The sequence below is a fragment of the Anabaenopsis arnoldii genome (genome assembly GCF_028331025.1).
GTDB classification, from domain to species: Bacteria; Cyanobacteriota; Cyanobacteriia; order Cyanobacteriales; family Nostocaceae; genus Anabaenopsis; species Anabaenopsis arnoldii.
The window spans coordinates 14658-41213 of sequence record NZ_JAQMUH010000090.1 but is presented as its reverse complement, the minus strand read 5'-3'; the positions used below and the strand labels follow the sequence as shown (position 1 = coordinate 41213).

Here is a 26556-nt window from a genome sequence, read left to right as displayed (position 1 = left end):
TGAGACTAATAAAGTAGTGATGGATGTGAACGAAGCGTACACATCAAAAACAGTCAGTTGGACTGGTGAAATCATCCCCAACCTTGGTGGTGCTAAGTTCGTTAAGTCTCCATCTGATGGGCGGGTAATGAGCCGGGACATGAATGGTGCGCGAGGGATTTTCCTTCGTGCATTGGTTGATACGCCCTCTCTTCAAGAGTGTATTTGTTAATGAATGTTAGCAAAAAAGTATCGGTTATCATCGATTTTGTCAAAATAAATGTAAATAGATGTTTCAAAACGTCTCACAATTAACCTTCTAGATTAGGTTGTGATTATGCGATTTTCTCAAGTAGGCGGTTTTCTACGTCAATTCAGTTCTTATCTGTTAGCCATAATTGTAGGCGTGGGGCTAACGTTGGGTACTTTTCATGTGTTACCGTCCCAAGCAGACCCAGCGCCGACTGTGGTCAGGGGTGAGGATGATATGACTATACCAACCCCAATATCAGATATCATCCCTCAACAGGAATCCCCAGCAAAAGCGGCTATAGGTAGCACTAGCTTTGTTACCGCAGCTGTAAATCGTGTGGGAAATGCAGTGGTACGTATTGACACAGAACGCACCATTACTCGTCGCATCGACCCATTTCTGGAAGACCCATTCTTCCGGCGATTTTTTGGTGATATCCCCCAACAGTTACCCACTGAACAGTTGCGCGGTTTAGGTTCTGGGTTCATTATTGATAAACGTGGTCTGATTTTAACCAATGCCCATGTAGTAGACCAAGCTGATAAAGTCACAGTCCGCCTCAAGGATGGTCGCACTTATGAAGGCAAAGTTAAAGGGATTGATGAAGTTACAGACTTAGCAGTGGTGAAGATTAACCCTGACCAGGATTTACCGGTGGCGGCTTTGGGTTCTTCGGATACAGTACAAGTGGGAGACTGGGCGATCGCAGTGGGTAATCCTTTAGGATTTGATAACACCGTCACTTTGGGAATTGTCAGCACTCTCAAACGTTCTAGCGCCCAAGTTGGGATCGCTGACAAACGCTTAGACTTTATTCAAACCGATGCGGCGATTAATCCTGGTAACTCCGGGGGTCCACTATTAAATGAGCGTGGGGAAGTTATCGGCATTAATACTGCTATTCGTCCTGATGCTATGGGTATTGGTTTTGCTATTCCCATTGATAAGGCTAAGGCGATCGCTTTAAAATTGCAACGTGATGGCAAAGTGATTCACCCCTATTTGGGTGTACAAATGATTACTTTAACCCCCCAGCTAGCAAGGCAAAATAATCTTGACCCTAACTCTCCTATTCAAATCCCAGAAGTTAATGGTGTTTTGGTGATGCGAGTTATACCAGATTCACCTGCGGCAATTGCGGGTATCCGACGCGGTGATGTGATTGTACAAGTTGACCGGGAATCAGTCACCAGTGCTGATAATTTACAGAATCTTGTAGAAAATAGTCGCCTTGGTCAAGTCTTACAAGTCAAGGTGCAACGCGGTAATCAGATACAAGTAATTTCAGTCCGCACGGCTGAGTTACAAGATGCTGCTTAGTGGGTGTCAGCTAGGGTGGGCATCATGCCTACCCTGGAAGATGGATACTTGGAGTGGGAATTAATTGACCACAGATAAACCCAGATAAACACAGATTAATCCTGAGTTGGGCTGAGTAGAAACGGCTATATCTGGGAAATTTTTGTACATTTGAATTAGTAGTAATTTCACAATTAGCTAATGTTATATAGAAGGTTTGGCCGCACGGAATTACAGATGCCTGTTTTTTCTTGTGGGGGTATGAGATACCAGTTTAAATGGCAAGATGTGCCAGACTCGGAAATTCCTGCGGATAGTCAGGCTAATCTGGAAGCAACTATTCGCCGCGCGGTGGAACTAGGGATTAATCACATTGAAACGGCTCGCGGTTATGGGACATCAGAAATACAATTGGGAAGGATATTACCTCAGTTTCCCCGGGAGGAGATAATTGTACAAACGAAGGTCTGTCCGGTTGCAGATGCCGACGAATTTCGCCAAACCTTTGAACAATCACTACAAAATCTCCAGTTAGATTACGTTGATTTACTGGGATTACATGGAATTAATCATGGGGAATCTTTGGATCATAGCATCCGTCCTGGTGGCTGTTTAGAAGTGGCGCAGCAGTTACAAAAAGAGGGAAAAGTCAAATTTATCGGCTTTTCTACCCATGGTTCTAAGGACTTGATTGTAGAAGCAATTAATACCAATAAATTTGATTATGTCAATCTACATTGGTACTACATTAATCAATGGAATTGGGAGGCAATTACAGCGGCTCAACATCACGATATGGGGGTATTTATTATTAGTCCCTCAGATAAAGGGGGGATGCTATATAAACCACCACAAAAGTTAGTTAATCTTTGCGCTCCCTTAAGTCCCATGGTGTTTAATGATTTGTTTTGTCTGAGTCATCCAGAAGTCCATACTTTGAGTTTAGGTGCTGCTAGACCCCAAGATTTTGATGAACATCTCAAGAGTTTGGAATATTTAAACCGGGCAGAGGAAATTCTGCCGCCAATTTTGCGTAAGTTAGAACAAGAAGCGATCGCTACTTTAGGAGAAGACTGGGTAAAAACTTGGGATAGTAACTTACCCACCTTTGAGGAAACACCAGGACGGGTGAATATTCCTGTGATTTTGTGGTTGTTAAATTTAGCGATCGCCTACGATTTAATTGACTATGCTAAAATGCGCTACAATCTCTTAGGTCACGGTAGTCACTGGTTTCCAGGTAGTAAAGCAGACCGCTTAGAGGAACTAGACTTACGACCATCTCTGGCCAATAGTCCCCACGCGGATAAAATTCCTCATAAGTTAGCACAAGCCCATGAAATGTTAGCTGGTGCGGAAGTCAAGCGGTTATCGAAAACTTAGGAATTACTCATTAGCAAGCTCATCATCATTCTCCCTAATCTCTACCTCGTCATCTAACTTTGGGATGACCAGGACTTTATCAACCCGGTTACTGTCCATATCCATAACTTCAATACGCATCCCCCGCCATTCAAAATAGTCTGCAACTACAGGAATACGACCCAGATGATTGATCACAAAACCACCCAATGTTTGATAGCTACCTCTTTCGCCAATTTCCCACTCTTCAAGATGAAAAAGTTCATAAAACTGATCTATATATAACATTCCATCCAAGAGCCAGGAACCATCCTCCCGTTGTACTGCTTGGGGTTCTTCCTCCCCCGGTTCCTCTGGAACATCACCGACGATTTCGCTCATGATGTCGTTAAGAGTTACTAATCCTTGAATTACACCATATTCATCCACTATCAAAGCCATGTAAGTAATGGTTTGTTTAAACAATTCCAATACTTTTAAACCGCGTGTGATTTCTGGTACATAGACAGGTGGCCGCAATCCCACTGTTAAGTCCATGGGTTCACTGCGGAAACACCTGGCTAGTAAGTCGGTAACTGGAATTATCCCCAAAACATTGTCTAATCCTCCCTGACAAACTGGATACCTAGAATAGGCACTTTCAATGATCTTTTGGCGGTTTTGTTCCAGTGAGTCCTCTAAGTCCAGCCAAACAATATCAGGACGGGGTGTCATAAAAGAACTCACAGGGCGATCGCCTAAACGAAAAACTCGCTCAACCATATCTTGTTCCGCCTCCTCAAAGGTTCCGGCTTCCGTTCCCTGTTCAATTAAAATCTTAATTTCTTCCTCCGTAACCTGTGGACCCAGATGGGGCGTCATCCCCAATCCTCGCACTATTATATCAGTAGAAGCACTGAGGAAATACACCAATGGTGAAGTAAATGCGGCTAGGCGTTGCATGGGAATAGCGATAAACTTGGCAATTGCTTCTGGGTTATTTAATGCCAGACGTTTTGGTAATAATTCACCAATAATCATGGAAAAATAGGTAATTATGACAACTACTACCGCGAAAGCTAGGGGTTGACTATAAGATGCCAAGAAGGGAATCAAACGTATATATACTGAGATTCTAGTTGTAATGATTGCTCCTAACCAAGCCCCTGTGAGGATAATTGAGAGGTTAATTGCTAATTGAATGGTGGAGAGAAAATCATTTGGCGACTCAGCTAGTGCTAAGGCTACCCGGGCTTTGGCATCTCCTTGATTCGCCAGCTGCTGTAACCTAAGTTTACTTGCCGAGACCACTGCCATCTCCGCCAGAGAAAATACACCATTAGCTATAATTAGCGCCAAAAGGACCAACATTTCAAACGTGATGGAGGACATTTTTGAGAATTGCCACTGAATCTAGGTGAAGGTGAGAAGCTCATACACCTTTTAGTATTTAGTAATCATAGGAGGGCTTTTACCGCTGTGTTGGTGATTGTCGAGAATTAATAAGAAAAATTAACCACAGATGTACAAAAATGTCATTGGTCATGACCCCTCTGGCTCCAGGTAAGTGAGGACAATTCTGTAAGTGAAGTTAATAACGGCTGGAACACTCTTAAAATGGTGAATATAAACTAACTGTAATTTCTGTGATTTTTAAGGACTTCCTCCTGTAGTAAAACTTATGGCATTTTCTTCTATTGTGCGCGCCTTGGGGCGATCGCCTCTCAACACTGAATTACTTTCTCAGTTAAATCGCCAACAAGAATTGCGGTTAAATGGCATTTCTCGCCTACCCAAAGGTCTAATAGCTTCAGCATTGGCCCAAAATTCTGGCAGAAATTTATTGGTAGTAGTTCCAACTCTGGAGGAAGGCGGACGCGCTTATGCACAGTTGGAGGCTATGGGATGGCAGACGGTGCATTTTTACCCCACTTCCGAAGCGTCTCCTTATGAACCCTTTGACCCGGAAACGGAAATGACTTGGGGACAGATGCAAGTTCTGGCTGATTTGGTAAATGGGAAGGGGGAAAGCAACACCAATCTTGCAATTGTCGCTACTGCTGGGGCGTTACAACCCCATTTACCACCACCAGCAGCTTTTATACCTTTCTGTCTGACGGTGAAGCGGGGGATGGAGTTTGACCTGGATACCTTCGGGGCAAAAATTACCAATTTGGGGTATGAAAGAGTACCACTGGTGGAAACAGAAGGTCAATGGAGTCGGCGCGGTGATATTGTCGATGTCTTTCCTGTTTCTTCGGGAATGCCAGTTAGATTAGAGTGGTTTGGTGACGAGATTGAGAAAATCCGCGAATTTGATGCTGCTAGTCAACGTTCTGCCCTGGATAAAATTGACCAAATTACCCTGACTCCTACTAGTTTTGCTCCTATTGTCTGGGAAGCATTACAAGATCAGGTTGAGGGGAAATCAGACTCGGAACTTCTAGAAGGGAGTCGTCGTTTTCTGGGGTTGGCTTTCACAAAACCAGCATCACTCTTAGATTATTTAAGTGAAAATACCCTGATTGCTGTTGATGAACCAGAACAGTGTCGTGCACATAGCGATCGCTGGGTAGAAAATGCCCAGGAACAATGGGGTATGAGTCATAGGGAAGAATCTAGCCCGATTTTCTCAGAGTTACCCAAAATTCATCGGTCTTTTGATGAATGCCTCATAGATGTAACTAAGTTTAAAACTTTATATTTATCTGAATTAGCCGAAGAGAACAGTGGTATAAATCTTGCTAGCCGCTCATTGCCGGTAACACCACACCAATTTGGCAAGCTGGCGGACATTCTGCGACAAGAACGCGATCGCAATTTCTCCATTTGGCTGATTTCTGCCCAACCTTCCCGTTCTGTCTCTCTACTACAAGAACACGATTGTCCGGCGCAATTTGTCCCCAATCCGCGGGACTACCAAGCAATTGATAAATTACAAATTAACCATATACCTACAGCCATAAAGTATTCCGGTTTAGCGGAACTAGAAGGTTTTATCCTGCCTACATTTCGACTGATAGTCATCACTGATCGGGAATTTTACGGACAGCATTCCCTGGCCACACCGGGATATATCCGCAAGCGTCGCCAAGCCATTTCCAAGCAAGTAGACCCCAATAAGCTGCGTCAAGGTGATTATGTAGTTCACAAAAGTCACGGAATCGGTCAGTTTATGAAGTTGGAAAGCTTAACTATTAATCATGAAACCCGTGATTATCTGGTGGTGCAGTATGCTGACGGTATCCTCAGAGTTGCTGCTGATCAAGTCGCTGCTTTATCTCGGTTTCGCCGCACGGGGGACAAACCACCAGAACTGCACAAAATGACTGGTAAGGCTTGGGAAAATACTAAAAACCGAGTTCGTAAGGCCATCAAAAAGTTGGCGGTGGATTTGCTAAAACTGTACGCAGCTCGATCTAAACAACAAGGCTATAGTTATCCCCAAGATATGCCTTGGCAAGAAGAAATGGAAGACTCATTCCCCTACCAAGCGACTATAGATCAGCTCAAAGCTGTACAAGATGTCAAACGAGATATGGAAAGCGATCGCCCCATGGATCGTTTAGTTTGTGGGGATGTGGGTTTTGGTAAAACAGAGGTGGCAATTCGGGCTATTTTCAAGGCTGTCACTGCGGGTAAGCAAGTTGCACTACTTGCACCCACGACAATTTTGACTCAGCAGCACTACCACACCCTCAAAGAACGCTTTGCTCCTTACCCGGTAACTATTGGCTTACTGAATCGTTTTCGCAGTGCTGAAGAACGCCGCACCATTCAAAAGCGATTAGCCACGGGGGAATTAGATATAGTTGTCGGTACACACCAAATTTTAGGTAAGAATGTCACTTTTCGTGATTTAGGACTGTTGGTGGTGGATGAAGAGCAACGGTTTGGGGTGAATCAAAAGGAAAAAATTAAAACCTTAAAAACTCAAGTTGATGTCCTCACACTTTCGGCTACTCCCATTCCCCGTACCTTATATATGTCTCTGTCAGGGATTCGGGAAATGAGTTTAATTACCACACCACCTCCTACCAGAAGAGCTATTAAAACCCACCTAGCGCCATTAAACCCGGAAATGGTGCGCACGGCAATTCGTCAGGAATTAGACAGAAGAGGGCAAATATTTTATGTAGTTCCACGGGTGGAAGGCATCGAAGAACTGACAACTAATTTACGGCAAATGATACCGGGGGCGAGGTTTGCGATCGCTCATGGTCAAATGGATGAAAGCGATTTAGAATCAACTATGCTGACTTTCAGTAATGGTGAAGCGGATATTCTCGTCTGTACAACAATTATTGAATCTGGTTTAGATATTCCCCGAGTCAACACAATCTTAATTGAAGATGCTCACCGTTTCGGGTTATCTCAATTATACCAACTGCGTGGTCGTGTGGGACGGGCGGGAATACAAGCCCATGCTTGGTTATTCTATCCCAAGCAAGAAAATTTATCTGATGCAGCACGGCAAAGACTGCGGGCGATTCAGGAATTTACCCAACTTGGTTCGGGGTATCAACTGGCGATGCGCGATATGGAAATCAGAGGTGTGGGTAACTTGTTAGGTGCAGAACAATCAGGTCAAATGGAAGCCATCGGCTTTGATTTGTATATGGAAATGTTAGAAGAGGCGATTCGAGAAATTCGCGGACAAGAAATACCCAAAGTTGATGATACTCAAATTGACCTCAACCTCACAGCATTTATTCCATCTGATTATATTCCCGACGTGGATCAAAAGATGAGTGCTTACCGGGCAGTGGCGGCGGCAAAATCTCCACAAGAATTAAAGTATATCACGGCGGAGTGGGGCGATCGCTATGGTGCCATACCAGTCCCGGCTAATCAACTTTTACGGGTAATGGAACTCAAACAGGTAGCGAAAAAGTTAGGATTTAGCCGCATTAAACCAGAGAATAAACAACACATTGTTTTAGAAACTCCCATGGAAGAACCGGCTTGGAATTTACTAGCAGCCAACTTACCAGAACATCTCAAGACCCGCTTTGTTTACTCTCCGGGTAAGGTAACGGTAAGGGGTTTAGCAGTCTTGAAAGCCGATCAGCAACTGCAAAGCTTACTGGATGCAATGCATAAAATTCAAGGTGGTGTTGCAGAGGCGGTTGTGGTTTGAGTGCTTGGGAAACAATAATTCTAGAAACTCACAATCACTAAAATGAACCTGCAAAATTTAGGGTATTTATAGCTACAATCAAATTTATCAAGTACGCTCTGTATGTGCAATGAAGGTTCTATTCATCCATCAAAACTTTCCTGGACAGTATAAGCATCTAGCCCCAGCATTAGCCCGGGATGGGCATCAAGTCGTGGGCTTGGGAGAAGCCAAGCAACCCCTTCCCCTACCGGGTGTGGAGCAGTTTGGCTATAAACCTCCCCAAAAAGGTAGTCCGACAACCCATCATTATCTCCAGGGATTTGAGGGACAGGTGCGACGGGGACAGCAGGTGCTGCGATCGCTACATAGCCTCCAGAAAAAGGGCTTTATCCCCGATTTAATTCTAGTCCATCCCGGCTGGGGGGAGGGGTTATATCTCAAGGATGTATACCCAAATGTTCCCACCATTGGGCTGTTTGAATTTTACTATCAGAGCCACGGCCATGATACTGCTTTTGATCCTGAATTTCCTTCTAGCACAGATTTAGAATGCAAAATCCGCACCCGGAACGCTAATCATCTAATTTCCCTGGAAGCACTGGATGTTGGCGTTTGTCCCACTGCGTATCAGAAGTCCTCACACCCGGTAATTTTCCACCACAAACTGGAGGTAATCCATGATGGCATTGATACAGATGTGGTCTGTCCCAATCCTGAGGTCACCGTCACCCTCAACCCCCAAGAGCAATCCCTGAGGCTCAAACGCTCCGACGAGGTAATTACCTTTATCAGTCGCAATCTGGAGCCGTACCGGGGATATCACATATTTATGCGTGCTTTACCCCGGATTTTGCGGGAACGCCCCCAGGCTCACGTGGTGATTATAGGGGGAGATGGAGTCAGCTATGGTTCAGCCCCCCCAAAGGGTAAAACCTGGAAGCAGATATATTTGGATGAGGTGAAAGACCAGTTAGACCCCCGTCGAGTTCACTTTGTTGGCCAATTGCCTTATTACCAACTGCTGGGACTATTTCAAGTTTCCAGTGTCCATATATATTTAACCTATCCCTTTGTGCTTTCCTGGTCGATGCTGGAAGCCATGAGCTGTGGCTGTCTGGTAGTTGGTTCCCGCACTCCCCCTGTGGAGGAAGTGATTCGAGATGGGGAAACGGGTTTATTGGTGGACTTTTTTAGCCCAGGGGATATATGCGATCGCATAGGTGAGGTACTGGAACATCCCAACAGAATGCAACAAATACGGGACAATGCGCGCCAGGAAATCGTCAGTCGCTACGACTTGCGACGAGTCTGCTTACCCCAACACCTGGACTTAATTCACAAAGTCATGGGCACAGGACGTAACTAAGGACAAGTATTTTCTTGCCGGATGAATCAGTGGTCAATTTAGAGAAACAGGTGTACATTAGTTGAGGTTAGTTATCTCATCCTCACCTTGAAAGCATCCATCCATGGATAGAAAAACCAAGCGCCTGTTGTTGCTCGTTTGTTCCTGTAGTCTCGCGGGTGTAATCCTAGGGGGTACATCCAGCTGGGCAGAAAGTAATTCTTGCTTGCAATCTCAGACTGTGACTAGTGATTGTCTCACACAAGACCCCATACAAAGAACTATCCAAGGAATGGCTACAGGTTTGGTAGCAGGCGCAGGGGCGGCGGCCGGTGTATCATGGAATTTACGTCATGAGGATTAAAGGCGATAATTGCGATAGTTGCGATCGCCGTAAGCATCGCGTACCCACAAACTAACGGGTACAGAATTACCTTGAGGGTCTACTTTGACTCTAACGGTAATTGGTCGAATTTGTGGGGGTCTATTTCCTCTAGTTTGCCGAACGCTTTGGAAAATATCGTTACTAACTTGCTGCCTTTGTGGTTCTGGGAGGTAGTATGTTTCTATTCCGTAGATAATGGCATTATCTTGATAGACACCTCTTAAAGCGACTTGATTGCTGGGAAGAGATTCGGGTAAATTGCTAGTCACCCTGATTGGTCGCCAAGGACTGGGAACACCACGACCGGAGGAAATTTGTTGCTCTTGCAATATCACGTATAAGTTAGTCCCAGGGAGAAGTTGTCTGTTTCTCCCCTGATTGCTTCTGAATAAATCATTCCAACCGGGAAGCCTTCTCAAATTGTCCACGCGGGATATATTGTATTCCAAGGTGAGAAAAAAATCTTGAACCACATTATTAGGGTTTTGAGCCAGTGTTTGCAAGATTACATCCCTACCAGCAATGCTAGTATACATTGCTTGGGTGGGAACGGCCAGGATAATTCCCGTTTGAATTAAGAGGGGAACTAATAGCCGCCAAAAACGTAGAGGCTGGTTCGCTCTTTGTTCACTAGCAGTGAGGTAATCTTTAAAACTCAGCTTCTCAGAAAATTCCACTTCAGGGGATAATGTTCTAGGTGATTGCTTTCCAGTCGATTCAGAGGAATCATTTCTCATGAGCCTAGTCCTAAGATGAAGAGTTATTAGTCAAAATTGCGTCTGGATGAACTACCAGAATTAGGACTGACGCAGAGATTCTCTAAAAAGGGTAAACCACCCACCCACTTGAATGTCCCTAATTGTGACCAAACTTTAATTAGGAACTGGATTTACTAGGTAAGCGACGTTCAAACCAAAGTCCGGCAGTAATTAATGCCCAACCGCAGATCACAAATACCAGGGACTGAAAAAGTCGGTCTGTATTATACTCTATAACCCTACTAATAATTTGTAAGGTTAATAATAGCATACCTCCCCAAAATCTGCTCCTGTTGTTTAACTTTAACCCCTCTCGGATTAACCCGAATGCTAAGAAGGCGAAAAGTACATTAAAGATGAAACTGCCTAATTCATCAATGCGGGTAATAGCTAAATGCCAGAAAGGTGTAATAATGATGAAAGCCAAAAAGGTAGTAACAACAGCAAGAGTAAAAATCACTTCCCTGCGGGGGGGGTTATTTCGCAGACGCAGCATTGATAACCATTGTAATACTGCTAAACCACTGAGAACCCCTAAATCGATTACAGGCAGAGACATGAATAGATTATTGTTACTATTTGGCATCAAGGTATTCAATGTTGGGGCTACCCATTGCCAACGGAAAGACAAGACATAAAAGACTAGTCCAAAAAATATCAATGCCAGGTTACGCGCCAGAGGTTGAAATAACCTGTAATTGACTGTGGGGAAAAGTAAATCGTCATAACTCCAGAATAATGCAGGTGGCAGTGCAAAGGCAAAGGAGGCCACCCAAGGGGCTATATTGTCCAGGTTCAGCAGTGGTAGGGGATTGAGATTCAACTGCAAAGTACCAGCAAAGACAAAGGCTGCTACCACAAAAATCAAGCGAGAGCGACAAAAATATGCTAAGGGTACAAATAGTAACCATGACAATAAGGGCATATGTCGAACTGCTAAACTTACCCAATTCCAGTCAACTGTGGAAACCCCAAAGTCTTCTCTTCCCGCCCAGTAACCGATTTGGCTGAGGATAATGGCCATAATTCCCAGGGAGTTTAAACACAAACTGTAGGCCATGACTAGAACGCCAAATCCCCAGGCTAAAAACAGTTCTGCCATGGAACCGCTAATATTGAAAATCTGTGCCATGAGCAATATGTTTGCACCTAAAAAGAAGGCACTTAAAATTAGTAATCCCTCTCCCAAAATACGTTTACTTTGTTGCTGTTTTCTCTTTTCGTTGTTCCCAGATTTAGCTTCTACCCATGTAGAAAAACCCGTGATACTAGTTGAGAGAAATAAACTGATCATCAAGATAAATTTGACTTCTCGTGACCATGATTGCCAATTTGTGGCTATGAAGGTAATTATACCTAAACACAAGAGGATACTACCTATACCAATCACAGTGACCACAAAGCGATCGCGTGATGCTGCTTCTAGGTTCTTAAATCGATAACGTTCTGCTAAGTTTTCGTACTGGGAAGCGCTAATTAGCCCTTCATCTCGCCATAATTGCGCTTCTCGGCGTAATTTATCCGGGAAATTATCGAACATTTATCATCATCTCCGAACAATTTTGGCGACTTGACTCCCTCAACCCAGGACTCAGTTCTTGAGTAGGAGCAAACATTCTTGATTCAGTTGGATTAACCGGTCATGATATTTTCAGTATGCAGCCAAGACCATCTATAGCATTGTTCTTCTGTCACATTTTTACTAATGGAAAAACCATCAAATTTATTACTTAAACTCTCGCGCCGGTTGTTTGAAAACCCTGATAAACAAGAACAGTTTATTGATTCATTAATGAATCCTCAACCCTTTAACCCAGCAATTATTTGGTGTAAAAATCAGCTTAATTTATCACCTTTCACCGTAGAATCATCAATAAATTGGCAACCAGATTTTGTGCAGCGTTTATCATTAGGAGAAAAGCCTGGTAAACATCCTCTGCATCAACAAGGTGATTTTTATTGTTTAGATTTTTCTTCTGTGTTTGCGGCTACAGTTTTATTAATGATTCCCCAGTCGGTGAATTTGGTTTTTGATATGTGTGCTTCCCCTGGGGGTAAGAGTATTTTTGCTTGGAAAGCTTTGCAACCTAATTTACTAATTTGTAATGAGGTCATTGGTAAACGTTTAGGGATGCTGATTTCTAATTTAAAGCGTTGTCAAGTTAGCCCTTGTACTGTGGTGAGTCGAGATTCTAGTATTTTTACGGAGCAAATCCCATTATCTAGTGATTTAGTTATAGTTGATGCGCCTTGTACTGGACAATCTTTAGTCGCTAAAGGTGAAAAAGCCCCTGGCTGTTTTCATCCCACAGCGATTAATAAAAGTGCTAATCGACAAAAGAGGATTCTAGCTAATTCGGCTCAATTAGTTGCACCCCAGGGCTATCTTGCTTATATGACCTGTACTTACTCTCCGGAGGAAAATGAGGAGGTTTGTCAATGGTTTATGTCACGGTTCCCTGATTTTCAACCAGTTACAGTTAGTTATTTAGGGGAATATCAATCTCATTTAACTGATATTCCTTGTTATCGGCTGTTTCCCCAATATAGGCTGGGTGCTGGTGGGTTTACTGTGCTATGGAAAAATACTCAGAAATTTCAACAAAATATAGTAAATTTAGATACTTTATTACCAGTATGGAGGAACGGGAAGGATTAAAATCAAGGCGCAATGCCTCTTTTTGAGGATTTGAAATCTATCTTTAGAGGTATTTTTTTATTTATACTCAAGATGCTAGTATTTTTAAATACTGGAATTAATGAAGTTGTGTGATGGAGATAATAATTAAAAAACTAGCTAAGGTGATGCTAGGTGAACACCATAATTTACCTGATTCACCAGGTATTTACTTTATATGTGATGATGCTTACAGGGTTTGGTATGTTGGTATTTCTACGAGTAGCTTAAGACAGAGACACCAAAACCATGAGCGGACTGGGGATTTTAAAAGTAATGGCGGTCAGTGGATATGTTACTTAAATTGGGATGATGTAGATGATTTGCATGACTGGGAATACCAGAATATTCAAAAGTTCCAACCACCACTAAATAAAAACTTAACTGAGCCTGAGTTACCCCTAGTTGATTTAGGGTATGATGAGTCTGAGTATTTTCATAGATATCGGGAAATTAAGCAGATGCAGGCGACTCTAGAGCAGGAATTGGAGGAGTTAAAGCCTAATCTGGTGACCCTGATTGAGAAGCACGGGGGAAAAATCAAAACTCGTGATGTAAATGCATATTTAGTTAAAAGGAAGACATGGGACTATTCGCGGGAAGTGGAGGCGCTCAACTCCCAGCTGAAGGAAAAGAAGAAAGAAGAGGAAAACACAGGTATAGCCACGGTGAAGTCTGTGATGACTTATCCTGTGGTGCGATAGTTGCTTTGGTGCATAGGAAAAATAATATACGATTCCCACTGAATCGTATACAGGCTGAATACTTAGATAATTATAGATAAAGAATCATGTCCAACATCCCTACCCAGTGTGAAAATTTAAAAGAGCAAGTTGAAACTGTATTACAACTGTTGCAACAAGAGCCACCTTTGCGCTCTGAAGATATTACATCTGTACAAACTTCTCTGGAAAAAGTCGTTTCACCGCAGTTTGAAATTGTCTTTGCAGGTGCATTTAGTGCGGGTAAGTCGATGTTGATTAATGCACTACTAGAACGGGAATTACTATACAGTGCAGAAGGACACGCTACAGGTACAGAATGCAGAATTGAGTATGCACCATTAGATCAGGAAAGGGTGGTTTTAACCTTTTTAAGTGAAGTAGAAATTCGCGAACAAGCCAGTTTTTTATGTGAAAAGTTGGGATTTCAAACAGGAGCTAATATTAACCAAACTGAAATTATTGATTTACTGCGTCAAGGTTGTAATGCTATTATTCAGCAAGAAGGTGGAGAAAGTAAATCGGAACGAGCAAAACAAGGGAAGGCTTTAATATTACTACTTGAGGGGTATGAGGCAAATCGTCAACATATTCAAACGATGAATAATGCTACATATTCCATGGAGCAATTTAATTTTTCTAATCTTAAGGAAGCTGCAGGATATGCGCGGCGTGGTAGTAATAGCTCTGTTTTAAAACGAATTGAATATTACTGCAATCATCCCCTGTTAGAAGATGGTAATGTAATTATTGATACGCCAGGTATCGATGCCCCCGTAGAAAAGGATGCACAATTAACTTACGCCAAAATTCAACATCCGGATACATCGGCGGTGGTGTGTGTATTAAAACCTGCTGCTGCTGGTGATATGACCAAGGAGGAAACGGAACTTTTAGAAATAATGCGAGACAATGGGGGAATACGCGATCGCATTTTCTACACCTTTAACCGCATTGATGAAACCTGGTATAATACCCAGTTAAGGCAGCGCTTAGATGACTTAATTAGTAAAGAGTTTCGTGATGCTCCTAGGGTTTATAAAACCAGTGGATTACTGGGATTTTACGGCAGTCAGATTAAACATACAAATATCAGCGATAGATTTGGGTTAAATTCTGTTTTTGCAGATACCGTTAAAAGTAGCAATGGGAGAGAAGAAACACCGCAATTTATTAATGAGTTTAACCGCTACTGTGCTAATTCCGGTAAGCTCTCATCCAGTCATTTTCGCATTTCGGTAAACAGTTATGAAACTCCCAATGAGAATTATGTCAGAATTTTAGCAGAGCAGGGAGCGCCTTTAATTAATCAGCTAATTCAAGATAGTGGTATTGAGGAATTTCGCACAGCGATTACTAAATATTTGGTAGAAGAAAAGCGCCCACAGCTATTTGAAAATTTGGCGGATGATTTAGAAGATGTTTGTATTAAACTAAAAAAACATTATCAAACTGAATACATAAAACTAGATAGTCAACCGCGAGAAATTGAGGGGATGAAGGCGCAGGAGTTACAACGGCTGAATCAGCAACTCCAGCAAGTATCTAAAGAATTTGGTCAGCACATCACAGAAGAGGTCAACCTAATAATTAATAATTCCTGTGATACTTTTGAGGCTGATTTTCGCCAACTACAAGGGCGGATGATTCGGCGTTTAGATGAGTTACTAAACACATTTTCCGTCGCTGATGCTTATCAACGTTCTACCCTTAGCCATCCCCGCAATTCCACTGCGCCTTTACTAGCGATTTTAGTAGAAGCGTTTTATTATTTAGCAAACGAGTTAGAAGATATTTTGAGCGAATGTTGTCAACAATTAGTAAATAATTTGTTTAGGCAATTAATTGAAAAGATTCGCAAATCAGAATACTATCGTCAATTGTATCGTTTATTAGGTAATGATGGGGGGATTGAGGAACAGGTGAAAGCTACCGCCAAAAACGTCTCAGTGATTTTGGATAATGCAGCTAGTGCAGAATGCGATCGCTTTGTGCGAGAAAGTCCGAGATTTTATGATGAGGGGACTTTTTCTATATATCAATTTCGTCAAACTTTGCTGCAAACCTCCCAAAGTTACGATTCCCAAAGTATGCTAGAAGCTGAACCAGCAATTAGACAATTGTTAAAGTTGGATTTTGAACCCAAGGTTTCCCAGACAGTTTGTAAATCTTTGCGTCAAACTATCAACACCATCCTCAAGAGGCAATTATTAGCCATGGCACAAGAGCAAGAAGATAATATATTACAGCAATACTCCCAAGCTCGTGCTTATTTAGAACAAACTTTACAACAGGAAGCAGAAGACAAAATTCTGAGTAATCAACGCTTACTGAATGTTGTTAAAGAGAAAATTGAGGGTTATAACACAGCAGTCTCCCATATTAATAACTGTTTACAATCTATGCAGTTGTACGATCACTTATTACCTGTAATTAGCAATGAAGATTTTCAGCAGATTGTCGCTGATTCCAGAACTGAGGGTAACTCATGAATAAAACTCCCCGGATTCCCATTCCCTCCTCAGTGAGAAAATACGTATTTGCAAGAGATAAATATCAATGTCAAAGCTGTGGTAAAACAAGTTCAGAAACTAAGCTGACAGTTGACCATATTGTCCCCCTAGCTCGTGGTGGTCAGAACGATATCAGCAACTTACAGACCCTCTGTTTCACCTGTAATCAGCAAAAAACAGATAAACTTGACCCCCGCTTTCGGCGACGTTTTCAGGGGTTGTGAATGGCGATCGCCCTCTTGTAGCCAAGTTTTGGTAAGTTTTTAAACGCCAAGGGGCGCGATCGCATGGTAGTTGCTGACTAATCACTTTTTCCTGTGAATCTAATTAATCTCAAACCTTTGCGCTCCTTTGCGTTTACCTTTGCGCTCCTTTGCGTTAAAAAAAAATAGTGCGTTGTGCGGGACAACACACCATGGTAATCTAGATTTAGATGTTACTAGTTACCCCAGTTATTCAAGGATATACCAAGTGCTTGGTATATTCTTTGAATATCCCGTCGCCAGCGTGCTAACTTCTGTTCACGGATTCCCTGTTTATCTACTGCAGGAGTGGGTAAACCTGTGGTGTGACTAAATTGATTATATTGTGAACCAAGTCCTTGAAAACGAGTTATCCCGTCATTCGGGTAAATATTATGTTGCGTTCTCAGCCACTTTTCCGCATAATATTGCCAGAGGAAAACATGATCATGAATTTCACCGCCAAAACGATATAAACGGCGAATATCTGAAATAGATAAATTTGGCGATTGAAATAATGTTTTTTCCACATTAGCAGAGTAATTGCGGTTAAACATTAAAATTTCACTGCCATTACCCCGGAAGAATTCTACAATAAACCAATCCCCAAAGTCAAAGATACAAATTTCTGTCTCATTACTACCATCATTGACCAGAAGATCAATATCTCGTGTTAATTCTTGACTAATCCAACTAGTTGATGCGGGTACTAAAATACGCAAACGTTCAAAGCGATCGCTATAATTTGACCAAAACCCTTTACGTCTTTGTAGTTGGTTTCTTTGATAATTTAGTTCCTGATATCTATTGTTATTCTGTGATAATGTTTGTAACTGTGAACTCAACTTATTGATTAACACTGTAATCATTCTGTCAAAATCTCCCCAAGTAGCAGCACCAATCCATTTACGTAATGCTAGTTGAGCTTGTGATGATAATTGACTCCAGCGAGAATTAACAGTGCGCGGTCCATAATTTTGACGTAACCATTCTACGATTGATAAAAAACCGCTTCCTATTTCAGCGGCGATCGTTGTCAATAAACGATTGACTTCCTGACATTGCTGTGAGTGGGACATTTGCGCAAAACAACGCAGTAACCATTCTGGTCGGTCGTTCCTGTCTGAAAATATTCTCACTACATAGTTTAAAGCCTGACTCACCGCATTACTAGTTGATGGAAGATTATATTTATTGAGTAATTCTTGGGGTGTAAAATTCTCGTCCCTAGCAATTAAAGCTAATCTGTGATAGTCATCCTGGGTGATGGCTTGTATGATTTGTAGTATTTGTGCGTCACTGTCTCCTGATTCCCTGATAAACACAGAAAAACTTGTAACTAAGGATTCACTGATAATTGGCTGTGACTCGCTATGATTCAACACTAACAGCCATAATAAAGTTTGTTTGAGCGGTAAGTTATTAACTGCTGCTCTCCAGATTAATGCTGAAGTTGTATAGCTGATTTCTGGGTGTGCCCTATCCCATTCAGCCTTATTATGGAGACAATAGACCCATTCTATGTGTTGAATGTCGTCAATATTGCCGGATTGGATGGTTTCGATAATTTGATCTAAAGAACGCCAAGTATCTGTTTCTACATTAGGGAGATTCTGAAGCTGGCGGAATTGTTCACTGTTGCGGAAATTTTTGACTAACTGGAGTAAATTGGTTGGTTCCGGTGACTGGCGATCGCTTAAGGATAGAGTGCGAAAATTTAACATCATATTTTCTAGGTTGTCAAAATCATTTTGATGTAAAAATCTCAGACAAATTATCTCCCTTAAACTGCAACCGGAAAATTACCTTTCTATCATTGGGGTCATCAATATTTGGATTAGCTTCAATTTCTCCCCTTCCAGAAGCAAGGATTTTTTCCTCCAGTTGTGATTTAGTTTCAAATTTCATCTCTGAGGAGATATATTCAGCAACAGCAAAAGACCTCAACAAACTTAACTGTAAATTACCGTTATAAGTTCCACTAGAACTAGTATGTCCTTCAATCACTACCCGGGTAATTTCTTGCTGATATTTAGGGTTGGATAAAATTACATTACTATAAACCGGGATAAATGATCGTAGAGTGCTTTTCCCAGCAGCACTTAATTGAGCGCTATTTTCTGGAAATAGGATATTTTCTTTCAAGGTAATATCTCCGGTGTCTTTATTAACTTCTACCTTAACGTTATTTTCTTCTAAAGTATTAATCAATTGTTCAATGACATTACGTCTGGGTTCTGATATTTCACTCAACTGTAAAGAAACGGTAATAAACAACAGCGCAAATATCATTAACAGTCCAGACATCATATCGCCAATGGCGAGTAAAACGCTAGAGTTATCCTCTTCTATTTGTGGTGTTGGTTCCCAATCGCTAAAATTATTCATGATTCAGATTGATGACGACGATTAGCTTCTGCAGCTACTAGATAATTAGCAGCTTGTAGTAATTGATTAGAAATTTTGGTGGTGGCTTCATCCGCTTGGGTGAAAAACCGGTTTTCAGATGCATATGCTTTATTTAGGTAATCAACTAAATGTTGATTACTTATTTCCAAAGCCTGATTTAACTGTTGAATCATAGCTGCATAGGTTTGTTCAATCCTATGAGCTTCTCGACCCAATCCCCTGGTAATTTCTTGGATTTGTGCTAGTCTTTCTCCTGAAGTTAAACCGGTGACATTAGCAAAATTACTGACCCTCTCTACAGTTTGTCCAATTCTGCTCATACTTTCGTCCACTTGTGCGGTTAAAGTTGAGCGTCTGTGATATTCTTCGTTAAAAGCAGTCTGTAAATCATTGACAACCTGAGCTAGTCCTTGACGCTGTTCGCCCAGGGTTTCTTCTAGTAACTGATTTTGGCTATTGAAGAACTCTTGTAAAGCTGTTTGATAACTCAGGCGGAATTGCTGTAGTTCTTCCTGTACAGTGATCCGGGTATTTTGCAGCATAGTATCAATGTTAGAGAGAGTAGATATTAAGTTTTCTCTGGCTCCATTCATTAATTGAGATGCTTCATGACCAACGGTGGTAATACTTTCAGTTTGTGTGGTGATAATCGCCAGGGTTCGATCTTGAAATTCCTGGAGCATTTGGCGCTCTATTTCTGCTTGGGTATGTAGTGCGGTTTCTAAATCTTCTCGAATACTTCTAAAAGTATTAGCTGCTTGATTAGAACTGACTTCAAAAGCAATTCTCTGGGAATTTATCGCTTCAACACTTGCAGTTACAGCTGACTGAATTTCTGTAGATACCCTTTCCATTACTCCTTGAGTATCAGAACGAAATTCAGTTAAGATAGACTGCAAACTAACTGCAAATTCTTGCAGTTGCACTAAAGTATCTTTTTGGAATGTTTGGATAGTCATTACAGATGTGCTGAGACTTTGGGAAATTCCCCCCAGTTCTTCTCTGAGTTGACTAACTGCTTGAGAAGCTGCTTGAGTCAGTTGTGCGCTCTTGGTAAGTTCAGCTATGAGGGGTTTGATTAATTGTTCTCTTTGTTCTGTAATTAACTCTCTTAATATTTCCTGACCTTGCTCCTTTTTAATTTCTCTGAGTGCTGATAGTTCTTTTCCGATCTCCTTAAAAATGGGAGACATGACTGCTCCCACTTTTTCACCAACTTTTTCACCAATAGCATCAGGACTTAATTGACCTCTTTCAGTTCCATCAAGGTTAAAACGAGATAAAAGCCTTGTGGGACTTTCTACAAAAGCAATCTGATCTAATCTTTTATCTAATCTTTGGCGGAATTTATGACCACGAGAGCGTTTATATGCTTCTCCACCTGCTAAAAACATAGTAAATAGACTGCTACAGCCTAACCCCATCAATGAAGTAGAAAAAGCAGTTTTCATACCTTCTAGAAGATTGACACTAGCATCTACTAGTAATTTGGTTTCATTAATATTCTTCAGGTCTATTTGTGATAATCCTTCCTGAATCCCATAAAAGGTTCCTAAAACACCAAGGGCGATGAGAATGGTAGGTATAAAACGCCAATAGCTGCTAGGAATAGAGGGATTTAAAATTCTTGGGTATTGTAATAATACAAATTTTCCCGCCTCAAATTTGGGTTGGAAACCTCCCTGAGTATTTGTTCCAGCTAGATGTTTCGGGAACCAGGATGATCCATTATCTGGGATAACTAAATCTTGACGTTGGTTGCTCTCCAAGTAGTTAATACTGTTTTCAGTATCTTTCAAATCTCTTTTTATAGAACGCCGATACCGAAAAATAGATCTAAGTTCGGCTATTACTCCCCCCAGGAAAACAATTACAATACTCCAATGAAAAGGAGTATTCTGCCAAAAAATATTGATTAAGCCTTGAATCATTTGACTACACTCCCCACTAAATTGTAAATTTGGCTATTTCTTCAGAAGACAGCAATTGTTGAGCTACACGCACGGGAAGATGTGCCGCATTCCAATAATCACCTATTGGTTGGCGTAGAATTAACCCATAAAGTTCTTCTGTGGTTGGTGTTTCTGGAGAAGTATCAATTTCTAAATAAACCTGTTCGGGTGCATAAGTACGTAAGAGTCGCACTTGTAACCGGTTCTTTAAATCCGCGAGTGATTCTGCTATGGCTGAGGTATGCTCACCCATGTCAGCAGTTAGTTTCCAGGCTTGATTAACAGCTACAATTTCTTCAACTAATTCTATTACGGATGGTGTCAACTGGATCATGAAATTCCCTGGTAACTGGAAAACAGGCGATCTGGGATGTGCAATGAATCATGAGATTATTATACAGATACATGGAAGCTACCTCTTCCAGTTGCTTGGGGGGTGCGATCGCCCACAGACTTTGTACTGTTTTTCTCCCTTGTCACCTTGTCCACCTTGTCCACCTTGTCTTGTCCTTGTAAGGGGAGGGGACTGGATTTTATTATTTTTTGTGTGTTCACCAATCCTTCCCAATCCTTCCCAATCCTTCCCAATCCTTTCCAATCCCTGTTCCGGTGTTCCCTGTTCCCTATTCCCTAAAACTAAAAAACTTTCTACCTTACGAGCATGGGAAATGCTGTAAATCAAATAAATCGTAAATTTGACTACAGTTATTATTTTTTCAACTGTTCTAAATAAACGGCAAAATATATTATAAATTTGTTACAAAGTTGTTAAGAATAGTTAACGCTCTTAACAGAAGGCAATATTTCCTATGGTAGTCTCAGTTGGGAAGAATGCACCACATAAAGTTGTCATTATTGGTGGTGGTTTTGGTGGACTATATACAGCCAAGACTTTGGCGAAAGCGAATGTAAGTATTACCCTCATTGACCAACGCAACTTTCACCTATTTCAGCCACTGTTATATCAAGTCGCCACAGGTACCCTCTCACCTGCTGATATTTCCTCACCATTGCGCGCCGTATTCAGAAGAAGTAAGAATACACGAGTGCTGTTAGGAAAGGTGAGTGATATTGACCCCAAAAAACAAGAGGTTATTTTAGATGATCAGGTAGTCCCTTACGATACATTAGTAGTAGCGACAGGTGCTAACCATTCCTATTTTGGTAAGGATGAGTGGAAAGCATTTGCGCCTGGTTTAAAAACTGTGGAAGATGCTATAGAAATACGTCGCCGGATATTTACAGCATTTGAAGCAGCAGAAAGAGAAACTGACCCAGAAAAACGCAAGGCTTTGTTGACCTTTGTGATTGTGGGTGGTGGTCCGACCGGTGTAGAATTAGCAGGTGCGATCGCAGAATTAGCATATAAAACACTGCAAGAAGATTTCCGCAATATCAATACTTCCGAGGCGAAAATTTTACTATTGCAAGGGGGCGATCGCATCCTCCCATACATTTCGCCCAAGTTATCGAAAGCAGCTACATCAGCTTTGGGAAAATTGGGTGTGATGATCAGAACTAACACCAGGGTGACCAACATTGAAAATGATATCGTTACTTTTAAGAGTGGCGATGAAGTTGAGGAAATCCCCTCAAAAACCGTCTTATGGGCTGCTGGTGTACAAGGGTCATCAATGGGTAAAGTCCTAGCAGAGCGTACAGGTGTAGAATGCGATCCTTCCGGACGTGTGATTGTGGAACCGGACTTGAGCGTCAAGGGTTATAAAAACATTTTTGTTGTGGGAGATTTAGCCAACTTCTCCCATCAAACTGGTAAACCCTTACCTGGTGTTGCACCCGTAGCTACTCAACAAGGGGAGTATGTAGCTGGACTGATTCAAGGAAGACTTCAAGGTTACACTTTGCCACAATTTCATTACAACGACGTGGGTAGTTTGGCAATGATTGGGCAAAATTTAGCGGTTGTAGATTTAGGCCTAATCAAACTTACAGGTTTCATTGCTTGGGTATTTTGGCTAATAATTCACATCTACTTCTTAATCGAGTTTGACACTAAATTAGTAGTGGTAATTCAGTGGGCTTGGAACTATATCACTCGGAATCGTCGTTCCAGATTGATTACAGGTAGAGAAGCTTTTTTGGAAGTAAAACCCATGAACAATGACAATGATTACCCGGGTAAAGAAAAGCAGCATCCCCTCAACGTCTAGTATTTTCCCTTAAGTTCCTAAATATTGACGGGAGGCTAAAGCATCCCGTGTCGCCTTTCCTCCCTAGGTCAGATTAGGGCTTTGTGACTACTCCAACTGACCCAGAACATGGCTAACATCAACAGCTAATTTTTGTCCTAACTTCAGCAATTGACGAGATTGATAATTTTCTTCTGTATTCTTCAAAGTCGTCAGACATAAAGGTCTAATTTGAGTGGACAGACAGCTAAAATATAGTTCCTGGGACTTGTGCAAAGAAATGCCGATATTTAGCTGATAGCTAACATCAATCAACCGTTCTAAACATTGGATTTGGGTAGCAAAACTGCCATTGAGGTCATGTAATAATTGCCACAATAAGCGCATGATTAGTTGTTCTAATATTTGCGTACCTTCGGGAATATTTAACCGACAATGTAAATGTTTAGCTTCAGTCGCGATCGCTTCTAATTCTACAATGTGATTTAAACTCAAGATGGGGTCTGTGATCTCTTGCTCGAGCGATCGCAGTATGAGCATACAGCGTGATCCCAAAGCAATCTCCGCAGCTACCTGCAACTCTTGGGGTACTTCTAACTCATCCCGGTGGAAGGCCATCAATAATCCGTAATTATCCCGATACACCTGAGTATACAGTTGGTCTAAACGTGTTAGTGTTTCCTGACTCAGAAGGCGCATAATCCGGTGACGTTCTTCAGCAAAGAGATTTTGTAGGCTAAATGTTTCTTCTCTAAATAGCCTGGTCATCACCAAGATACTGTGAGCAGCACTCCCCTGTTTTAGAGAGGTAAACAGCTTTTCTTTCAACTGACTGTACTCACGTCTACCGGTAAATAATTGGGTACAACAGTGGAAATCCCAGCCGCCCAAATGCAGCACAGCAAAGACTAAACTTTCACTCTCCCCGGTAACTTCCGACACCAGTTTTAAATTTCCTACCGCCAAGGTCAAGGAACCCATACGTTGCAACTGGTAATCAATCTCATCAAGACTGTAACAATAAATGCGCTTTTGTGTAGATTTTTGATTAGCAAACAGAGAACTAATAGCATAGTGAGCAGCTACTTGCTTGACACTCACTTGGGCAGTTTGCACCATTTGCCGATAGATCGCCGCACCATCTTTGAAAATATCCACATTACTGGGGGCTAAAGATAGGCGTTTGATGAAAGCTTTCTCCAACTGTACACCAGCCACATCCCCGGCCAATTCCAAAGCACGGGAAGCATAACGGAGAATTTGCGTACCTTCCGGGCGAGAAATTTCTTCAAAGAACCAGCCGCAACTAGTGAACATCAGCAAAGCGTGACGCTGCATTTCTAACAAGCGCAAAGCATCAACTTGTTCTGCTGGGGTGAGTTTGTGGGTTTGATGGCGAGACAGGAAACTGTTCACATTAGCCACACAGCGATCGCGGATCACCTGAATATATTCATCCCGTGCTAACCAGGGATCATGGAATAGGCGCAGGCCATGTTTCTCATAGACATCAATTAACTGATCCCGCAGCCAATTCAAAGCATCGCGCAAGGGTCGCCGCCATTTTTGATGCCATACACCACCTTCACCACCACAACCACAGTCATCTTGCCATCTATCCACCCCGTGGGCGCAACTCCAGGCTGTGGCGGGTTTAATTTCCACCTCCCAAGTGGGAGTATTGAGGCTGAGATAGTGAGCAAAGTTGGTGACAGTCCAATTGCGCTTAGGAAATTCTCCAATAAAGGCGTAGGCTAAAGTTTTTTCAGTGCCTTTCTTATGGTGTCCGAAGGTTTCCCCATCTGTGGCCACAGAAATTAATTGTGCTGGCCGGTGATCCCCACGTATTGCGGAGCCGATACGTCCGGCAAAATGACTAGAACTATAAACCACATCACTAAAGCCCATATCCCGGGAAATGGGGCCATCGTAGAAAAAGATATCAATGTAAGGGCGCGATTGCTGATCAGTGTCGCCACTTCCCTGTACATAACAGCGATAGGGACGGGTGGGATCAATTTGACTACCCCCTACTTCTTGCCATTCCGGGTCAGGCTCATCCTCTGTGGGTAGGGGGCGACAACGTTGGGCTTGGGATGGTGCGAGGATAATAAACTTGATATTTTCAGCCACCAAAGCCTCTAAGGTGGCATAGTCTACAGCTGTTTCCGCTAACCACATACCTTCGGGATCCCGGCCAAAGCGTGAGCGAAAATCTGCTTTACCCCAGCGGATTTGGGTGTATTTATCCCGTTCATTGGCCAGAGGCATAATTATATGATTGTATACCTGGGCGATCGCATTACCATGACCGTGCAGGCGCTGACAGCTCTTGGTGTCTGCCTCCAAAATTCGCTGATAAACCTCAAAATCGTAGCGTTCTAGCCACGACATCAGGGTAGGTCCCATATTAAAGCTGAAATATTCGTAATTATTCACAATCTCGACTATTTCCCCCCGGTCATTAAAGACCCTGGCAAAAGCATTAGGGCGATAGCATTCCCAGTGAATGCGTTCATTCCAATCATGGAAAGGTGCCGCACTAGGTTGACGTTCAATTGCCTCTAAATAAGGGTTTTCCCGTGGGGGCTGATAAAAATGACCATGCACCGTCACATAAACACCAGTAGCCTGTTTCAGCGGGTCTATCTGGTTGTGCTCATGGACAGTCAGATGTGATCTCACGGTTGAGCCAGGGCTAACTGGCCTTTCAGCAGCAGAAGTCATGTATATTTATCCCAATAAAAAACTTACATTTGCGCCGAACACTGGTATTTAAACCCTTCTACAGGGTTTCTATCCATAATCCGGTATATAACAAAACTATGAGTATATGATTCTGCCAATGCTCCTAAAAACTGCTTGACTCCACTGACAAATCTGCGTTAACCCACAGACGTGAGGGTTTTATTACTGCACTGTCTATTTACCCATTAAAGCTTATATTTTCCGGAAAATCCGAGGTTTAATTTATATTTTTCCTACGAAATTTTACAAACTATCCATAAGTCGTAACTTTATTTTACATATCTCTTTTTCATCTAGAGACAGCACCAGCCAAAATACTGTAGATAAGATTATATTAACTTATTTTAGTTGATTATATATATGCGTATTCTGGAAGATGCATATTTGATTTATACAAATTTCCCTGGCGAATCATCGCCCAAACAATTTGTGCATGATTATGATCTGATTAATTCACGGGGATCACTGCTAATGAAATTATTGGATGAATATATTTATTTACCGCCCTCAATCAGTGAAAATCTGATCAGTCTGTGACAACAACAGAATAAATCCTCAGATCATATACATATAAATCATGTAAGTTTAAAGATAACGGGTTTGTCCAGAAGAATCTGATTTTCCCAAATGTATCCTCAATTCACACCCCGTGATCACATCC

The 26556-nt window shown here is 42.0% G+C and carries 20 protein-coding genes; 11 read left to right on the top strand and 9 right to left on the bottom strand.

All coding sequences use genetic code 11. The annotated features are described in order from the left end of the window. The 3 genes from PN457_RS07900 to PN457_RS07890 all read left to right on the top strand — a co-directional run. Window positions 1-211 (top strand): zinc ribbon domain-containing protein (locus tag PN457_RS07900; protein ID WP_425332777.1); only part of this gene is annotated, 211 nt, incomplete at its 5' end. A gap of 105 nt (window positions 212-316) precedes the next feature. After that, window positions 317-1552, top strand: coding sequence for an HhoA/HhoB/HtrA family serine endopeptidase (locus tag PN457_RS07895; RefSeq protein ID WP_271732474.1), 1236 nt, complete (start codon window positions 317-319; stop codon window positions 1550-1552). 180 nt (window positions 1553-1732) lie between these two features. After that, window positions 1733-2914, top strand: a complete 1182-nt coding sequence (locus tag PN457_RS07890) for an aldo/keto reductase (RefSeq protein WP_271732472.1) — start codon at window positions 1733-1735, stop codon at window positions 2912-2914. Window positions 2915-2917: 3 nt separating this feature from the next. Here PN457_RS07890 and PN457_RS07885 read toward each other — a convergent pair whose 3' ends face one another. Next, a complete protein-coding gene (locus tag PN457_RS07885) occupies window positions 2918-4264 on the bottom strand; it encodes a hemolysin family protein (RefSeq protein WP_271732471.1) in 1347 nt (448 codons plus the stop codon). Window positions 4265-4553: 289 nt separating this feature from the next. Here PN457_RS07885 and mfd point away from each other — a divergent pair, with 289 nt between their 5' ends. From mfd to PN457_RS07870, 3 genes are all read left to right on the top strand, one after another. Next, window positions 4554-8012, top strand: a complete 3459-nt coding sequence (gene mfd, locus PN457_RS07880; RefSeq protein ID WP_271732470.1) for a transcription-repair coupling factor — start codon at window positions 4554-4556, stop codon at window positions 8010-8012. Window positions 8013-8121: 109 nt separating this feature from the next. Then, the gene (locus PN457_RS07875) at window positions 8122-9360 is read left to right on the top strand and encodes a glycosyltransferase family 4 protein (protein WP_271732469.1); all 1239 of its coding nucleotides are present in this window, start codon (window positions 8122-8124) and stop codon (window positions 9358-9360) included. Window positions 9361-9463: 103 nt separating this feature from the next. After that, window positions 9464-9703 (top strand): hypothetical protein, encoded by a 240-nt coding sequence (locus PN457_RS07870; RefSeq protein WP_271732467.1) that lies wholly within the window; start codon window positions 9464-9466, stop codon window positions 9701-9703. Here PN457_RS07870 and PN457_RS07865 read toward each other — a convergent pair. Both PN457_RS07865 and PN457_RS07860 read right to left on the bottom strand, forming a co-directional pair. Continuing rightward, complete coding sequence (locus PN457_RS07865) at window positions 9700-10461, bottom strand: GDYXXLXY domain-containing protein (protein WP_271732466.1); 762 nt, start codon at window positions 10459-10461, stop codon at window positions 9700-9702. The two genes, PN457_RS07870 and PN457_RS07865, sit on opposite strands and share 4 nt — an antisense overlap. A gap of 139 nt (window positions 10462-10600) precedes the next feature. After that, a complete protein-coding gene (locus PN457_RS07860; protein ID WP_271732464.1) occupies window positions 10601-12022 on the bottom strand; it encodes a DUF2157 domain-containing protein in 1422 nt (473 codons plus the stop codon). A 165-nt stretch (window positions 12023-12187) separates the two neighbouring features. Here PN457_RS07860 and PN457_RS07855 point away from each other — a divergent pair, with 165 nt between their 5' ends. The 4 genes from PN457_RS07855 to PN457_RS07840 all read left to right on the top strand — a co-directional run bounded on the left by PN457_RS07855 (window position 12188) and on the right by PN457_RS07840 (window position 16618). Then, a complete protein-coding gene (locus tag PN457_RS07855) occupies window positions 12188-13141 on the top strand; it encodes an RsmB/NOP family class I SAM-dependent RNA methyltransferase (RefSeq protein WP_271732463.1) in 954 nt (317 codons plus the stop codon). Window positions 13142-13254: 113 nt separating this feature from the next. Next, on the top strand, window positions 13255-13863 hold the full coding sequence (locus PN457_RS07850; RefSeq protein WP_271732462.1) for a GIY-YIG nuclease family protein: 609 nt from the start codon (window positions 13255-13257) through the stop codon (window positions 13861-13863). A gap of 86 nt (window positions 13864-13949) precedes the next feature. Continuing rightward, window positions 13950-16373 (top strand): dynamin-like GTPase family protein, encoded by a 2424-nt coding sequence (locus PN457_RS07845; protein ID WP_271732461.1) that lies wholly within the window; start codon window positions 13950-13952, stop codon window positions 16371-16373. Beyond that, complete coding sequence (locus PN457_RS07840) at window positions 16370-16618, top strand: HNH endonuclease (protein WP_271732460.1); 249 nt, start codon at window positions 16370-16372, stop codon at window positions 16616-16618. Before PN457_RS07845 ends, PN457_RS07840 begins: the two co-directional genes overlap by 4 nt. 215 nt (window positions 16619-16833) lie before the next feature. Here PN457_RS07840 and PN457_RS07835 read toward each other — a convergent pair whose 3' ends face one another. From PN457_RS07835 to PN457_RS07815, 5 genes are all read right to left on the bottom strand, one after another. Next, window positions 16834-18363 (bottom strand): EH signature domain-containing protein, encoded by a 1530-nt coding sequence (locus tag PN457_RS07835; RefSeq protein WP_271732458.1) that lies wholly within the window; start codon window positions 18361-18363, stop codon window positions 16834-16836. Window positions 18364-18382: 19 nt separating this feature from the next. Continuing rightward, window positions 18383-19024: an OmpA/MotB family protein gene (locus tag PN457_RS07830; RefSeq protein ID WP_271732457.1), complete on the bottom strand. Its 642-nt coding sequence runs from the start codon at window positions 19022-19024 to the stop codon at window positions 18383-18385. Continuing rightward, window positions 19021-20844 carry a hypothetical protein gene (locus tag PN457_RS07825; RefSeq protein WP_271732456.1) on the bottom strand — a complete coding sequence of 608 codons (1824 nt, stop codon included), beginning with the start codon at window positions 20842-20844 and terminating at the stop codon, window positions 19021-19023. The genes PN457_RS07830 and PN457_RS07825 overlap by 4 nt, the downstream gene beginning before the upstream one ends. A 148-nt stretch (window positions 20845-20992) precedes the next feature. Further along, window positions 20993-21331 carry a hypothetical protein gene (locus PN457_RS07820; protein ID WP_271732454.1) on the bottom strand — a complete coding sequence of 113 codons (339 nt, stop codon included), beginning with the start codon at window positions 21329-21331 and terminating at the stop codon, window positions 20993-20995. Between the two features lie 59 nt (window positions 21332-21390). Beyond that, window positions 21391-21552 (bottom strand): hypothetical protein, encoded by a 162-nt coding sequence (locus PN457_RS07815; protein ID WP_271732453.1) that lies wholly within the window; start codon window positions 21550-21552, stop codon window positions 21391-21393. Between the two features lie 254 nt (window positions 21553-21806). On the opposite strand from PN457_RS07815, the gene PN457_RS07810 reads away from it, so the two are divergent. Beyond that, window positions 21807-23168, top strand: a complete 1362-nt coding sequence (locus tag PN457_RS07810; protein ID WP_271732452.1) for an NAD(P)/FAD-dependent oxidoreductase — start codon at window positions 21807-21809, stop codon at window positions 23166-23168. An 87-nt stretch (window positions 23169-23255) separates the two neighbouring features. On the opposite strand, the gene PN457_RS07805 is transcribed toward PN457_RS07810, so the two are convergent. Beyond that, a complete protein-coding gene (locus PN457_RS07805; RefSeq protein WP_271732451.1) occupies window positions 23256-25874 on the bottom strand; it encodes a DUF3536 domain-containing protein in 2619 nt (872 codons plus the stop codon). Window positions 25875-26556 lie beyond the last annotated feature (682 nt).

Coding starts and splice junctions, on each gene's coding strand:
- PN457_RS07840 (WP_271732460.1), top strand. CDS start 16,370: ATGAATAAAACTCCCCGGATTCCCATTCCCTCCTCAGTGAGAAAATAC.
- PN457_RS07855 (WP_271732463.1), top strand. CDS start 12,188: ATGGAAAAACCATCAAATTTATTACTTAAACTCTCGCGCCGGTTGTTT.
- PN457_RS07850 (WP_271732462.1), top strand. CDS start 13,255: ATGGAGATAATAATTAAAAAACTAGCTAAGGTGATGCTAGGTGAACAC.
- PN457_RS07865 (WP_271732466.1), bottom strand. CDS start 10,461: ATGAGAAATGATTCCTCTGAATCGACTGGAAAGCAATCACCTAGAACA.
- PN457_RS07875 (WP_271732469.1), top strand. CDS start 8,122: ATGAAGGTTCTATTCATCCATCAAAACTTTCCTGGACAGTATAAGCAT.
- PN457_RS07885 (WP_271732471.1), bottom strand. CDS start 4,264: ATGTCCTCCATCACGTTTGAAATGTTGGTCCTTTTGGCGCTAATTATA.
- PN457_RS07870 (WP_271732467.1), top strand. CDS start 9,464: ATGGATAGAAAAACCAAGCGCCTGTTGTTGCTCGTTTGTTCCTGTAGT.
- PN457_RS07890 (WP_271732472.1), top strand. CDS start 1,733: ATGTTATATAGAAGGTTTGGCCGCACGGAATTACAGATGCCTGTTTTT.
- PN457_RS07830 (WP_271732457.1), bottom strand. CDS start 19,024: ATGAATAATTTTAGCGATTGGGAACCAACACCACAAATAGAAGAGGAT.
- PN457_RS07835 (WP_271732458.1), bottom strand. CDS start 18,363: ATGATGTTAAATTTTCGCACTCTATCCTTAAGCGATCGCCAGTCACCG.
- mfd (WP_271732470.1), top strand. CDS start 4,554: ATGGCATTTTCTTCTATTGTGCGCGCCTTGGGGCGATCGCCTCTCAAC.
- PN457_RS07860 (WP_271732464.1), bottom strand. CDS start 12,022: ATGTTCGATAATTTCCCGGATAAATTACGCCGAGAAGCGCAATTATGG.
- PN457_RS07805 (WP_271732451.1), bottom strand. CDS start 25,874: ATGACTTCTGCTGCTGAAAGGCCAGTTAGCCCTGGCTCAACCGTGAGA.
- PN457_RS07810 (WP_271732452.1), top strand. CDS start 21,807: ATGGTAGTCTCAGTTGGGAAGAATGCACCACATAAAGTTGTCATTATT.
- PN457_RS07820 (WP_271732454.1), bottom strand. CDS start 21,331: ATGATCCAGTTGACACCATCCGTAATAGAATTAGTTGAAGAAATTGTA.
- PN457_RS07895 (WP_271732474.1), top strand. CDS start 317: ATGCGATTTTCTCAAGTAGGCGGTTTTCTACGTCAATTCAGTTCTTAT.
- PN457_RS07845 (WP_271732461.1), top strand. CDS start 13,950: ATGTCCAACATCCCTACCCAGTGTGAAAATTTAAAAGAGCAAGTTGAA.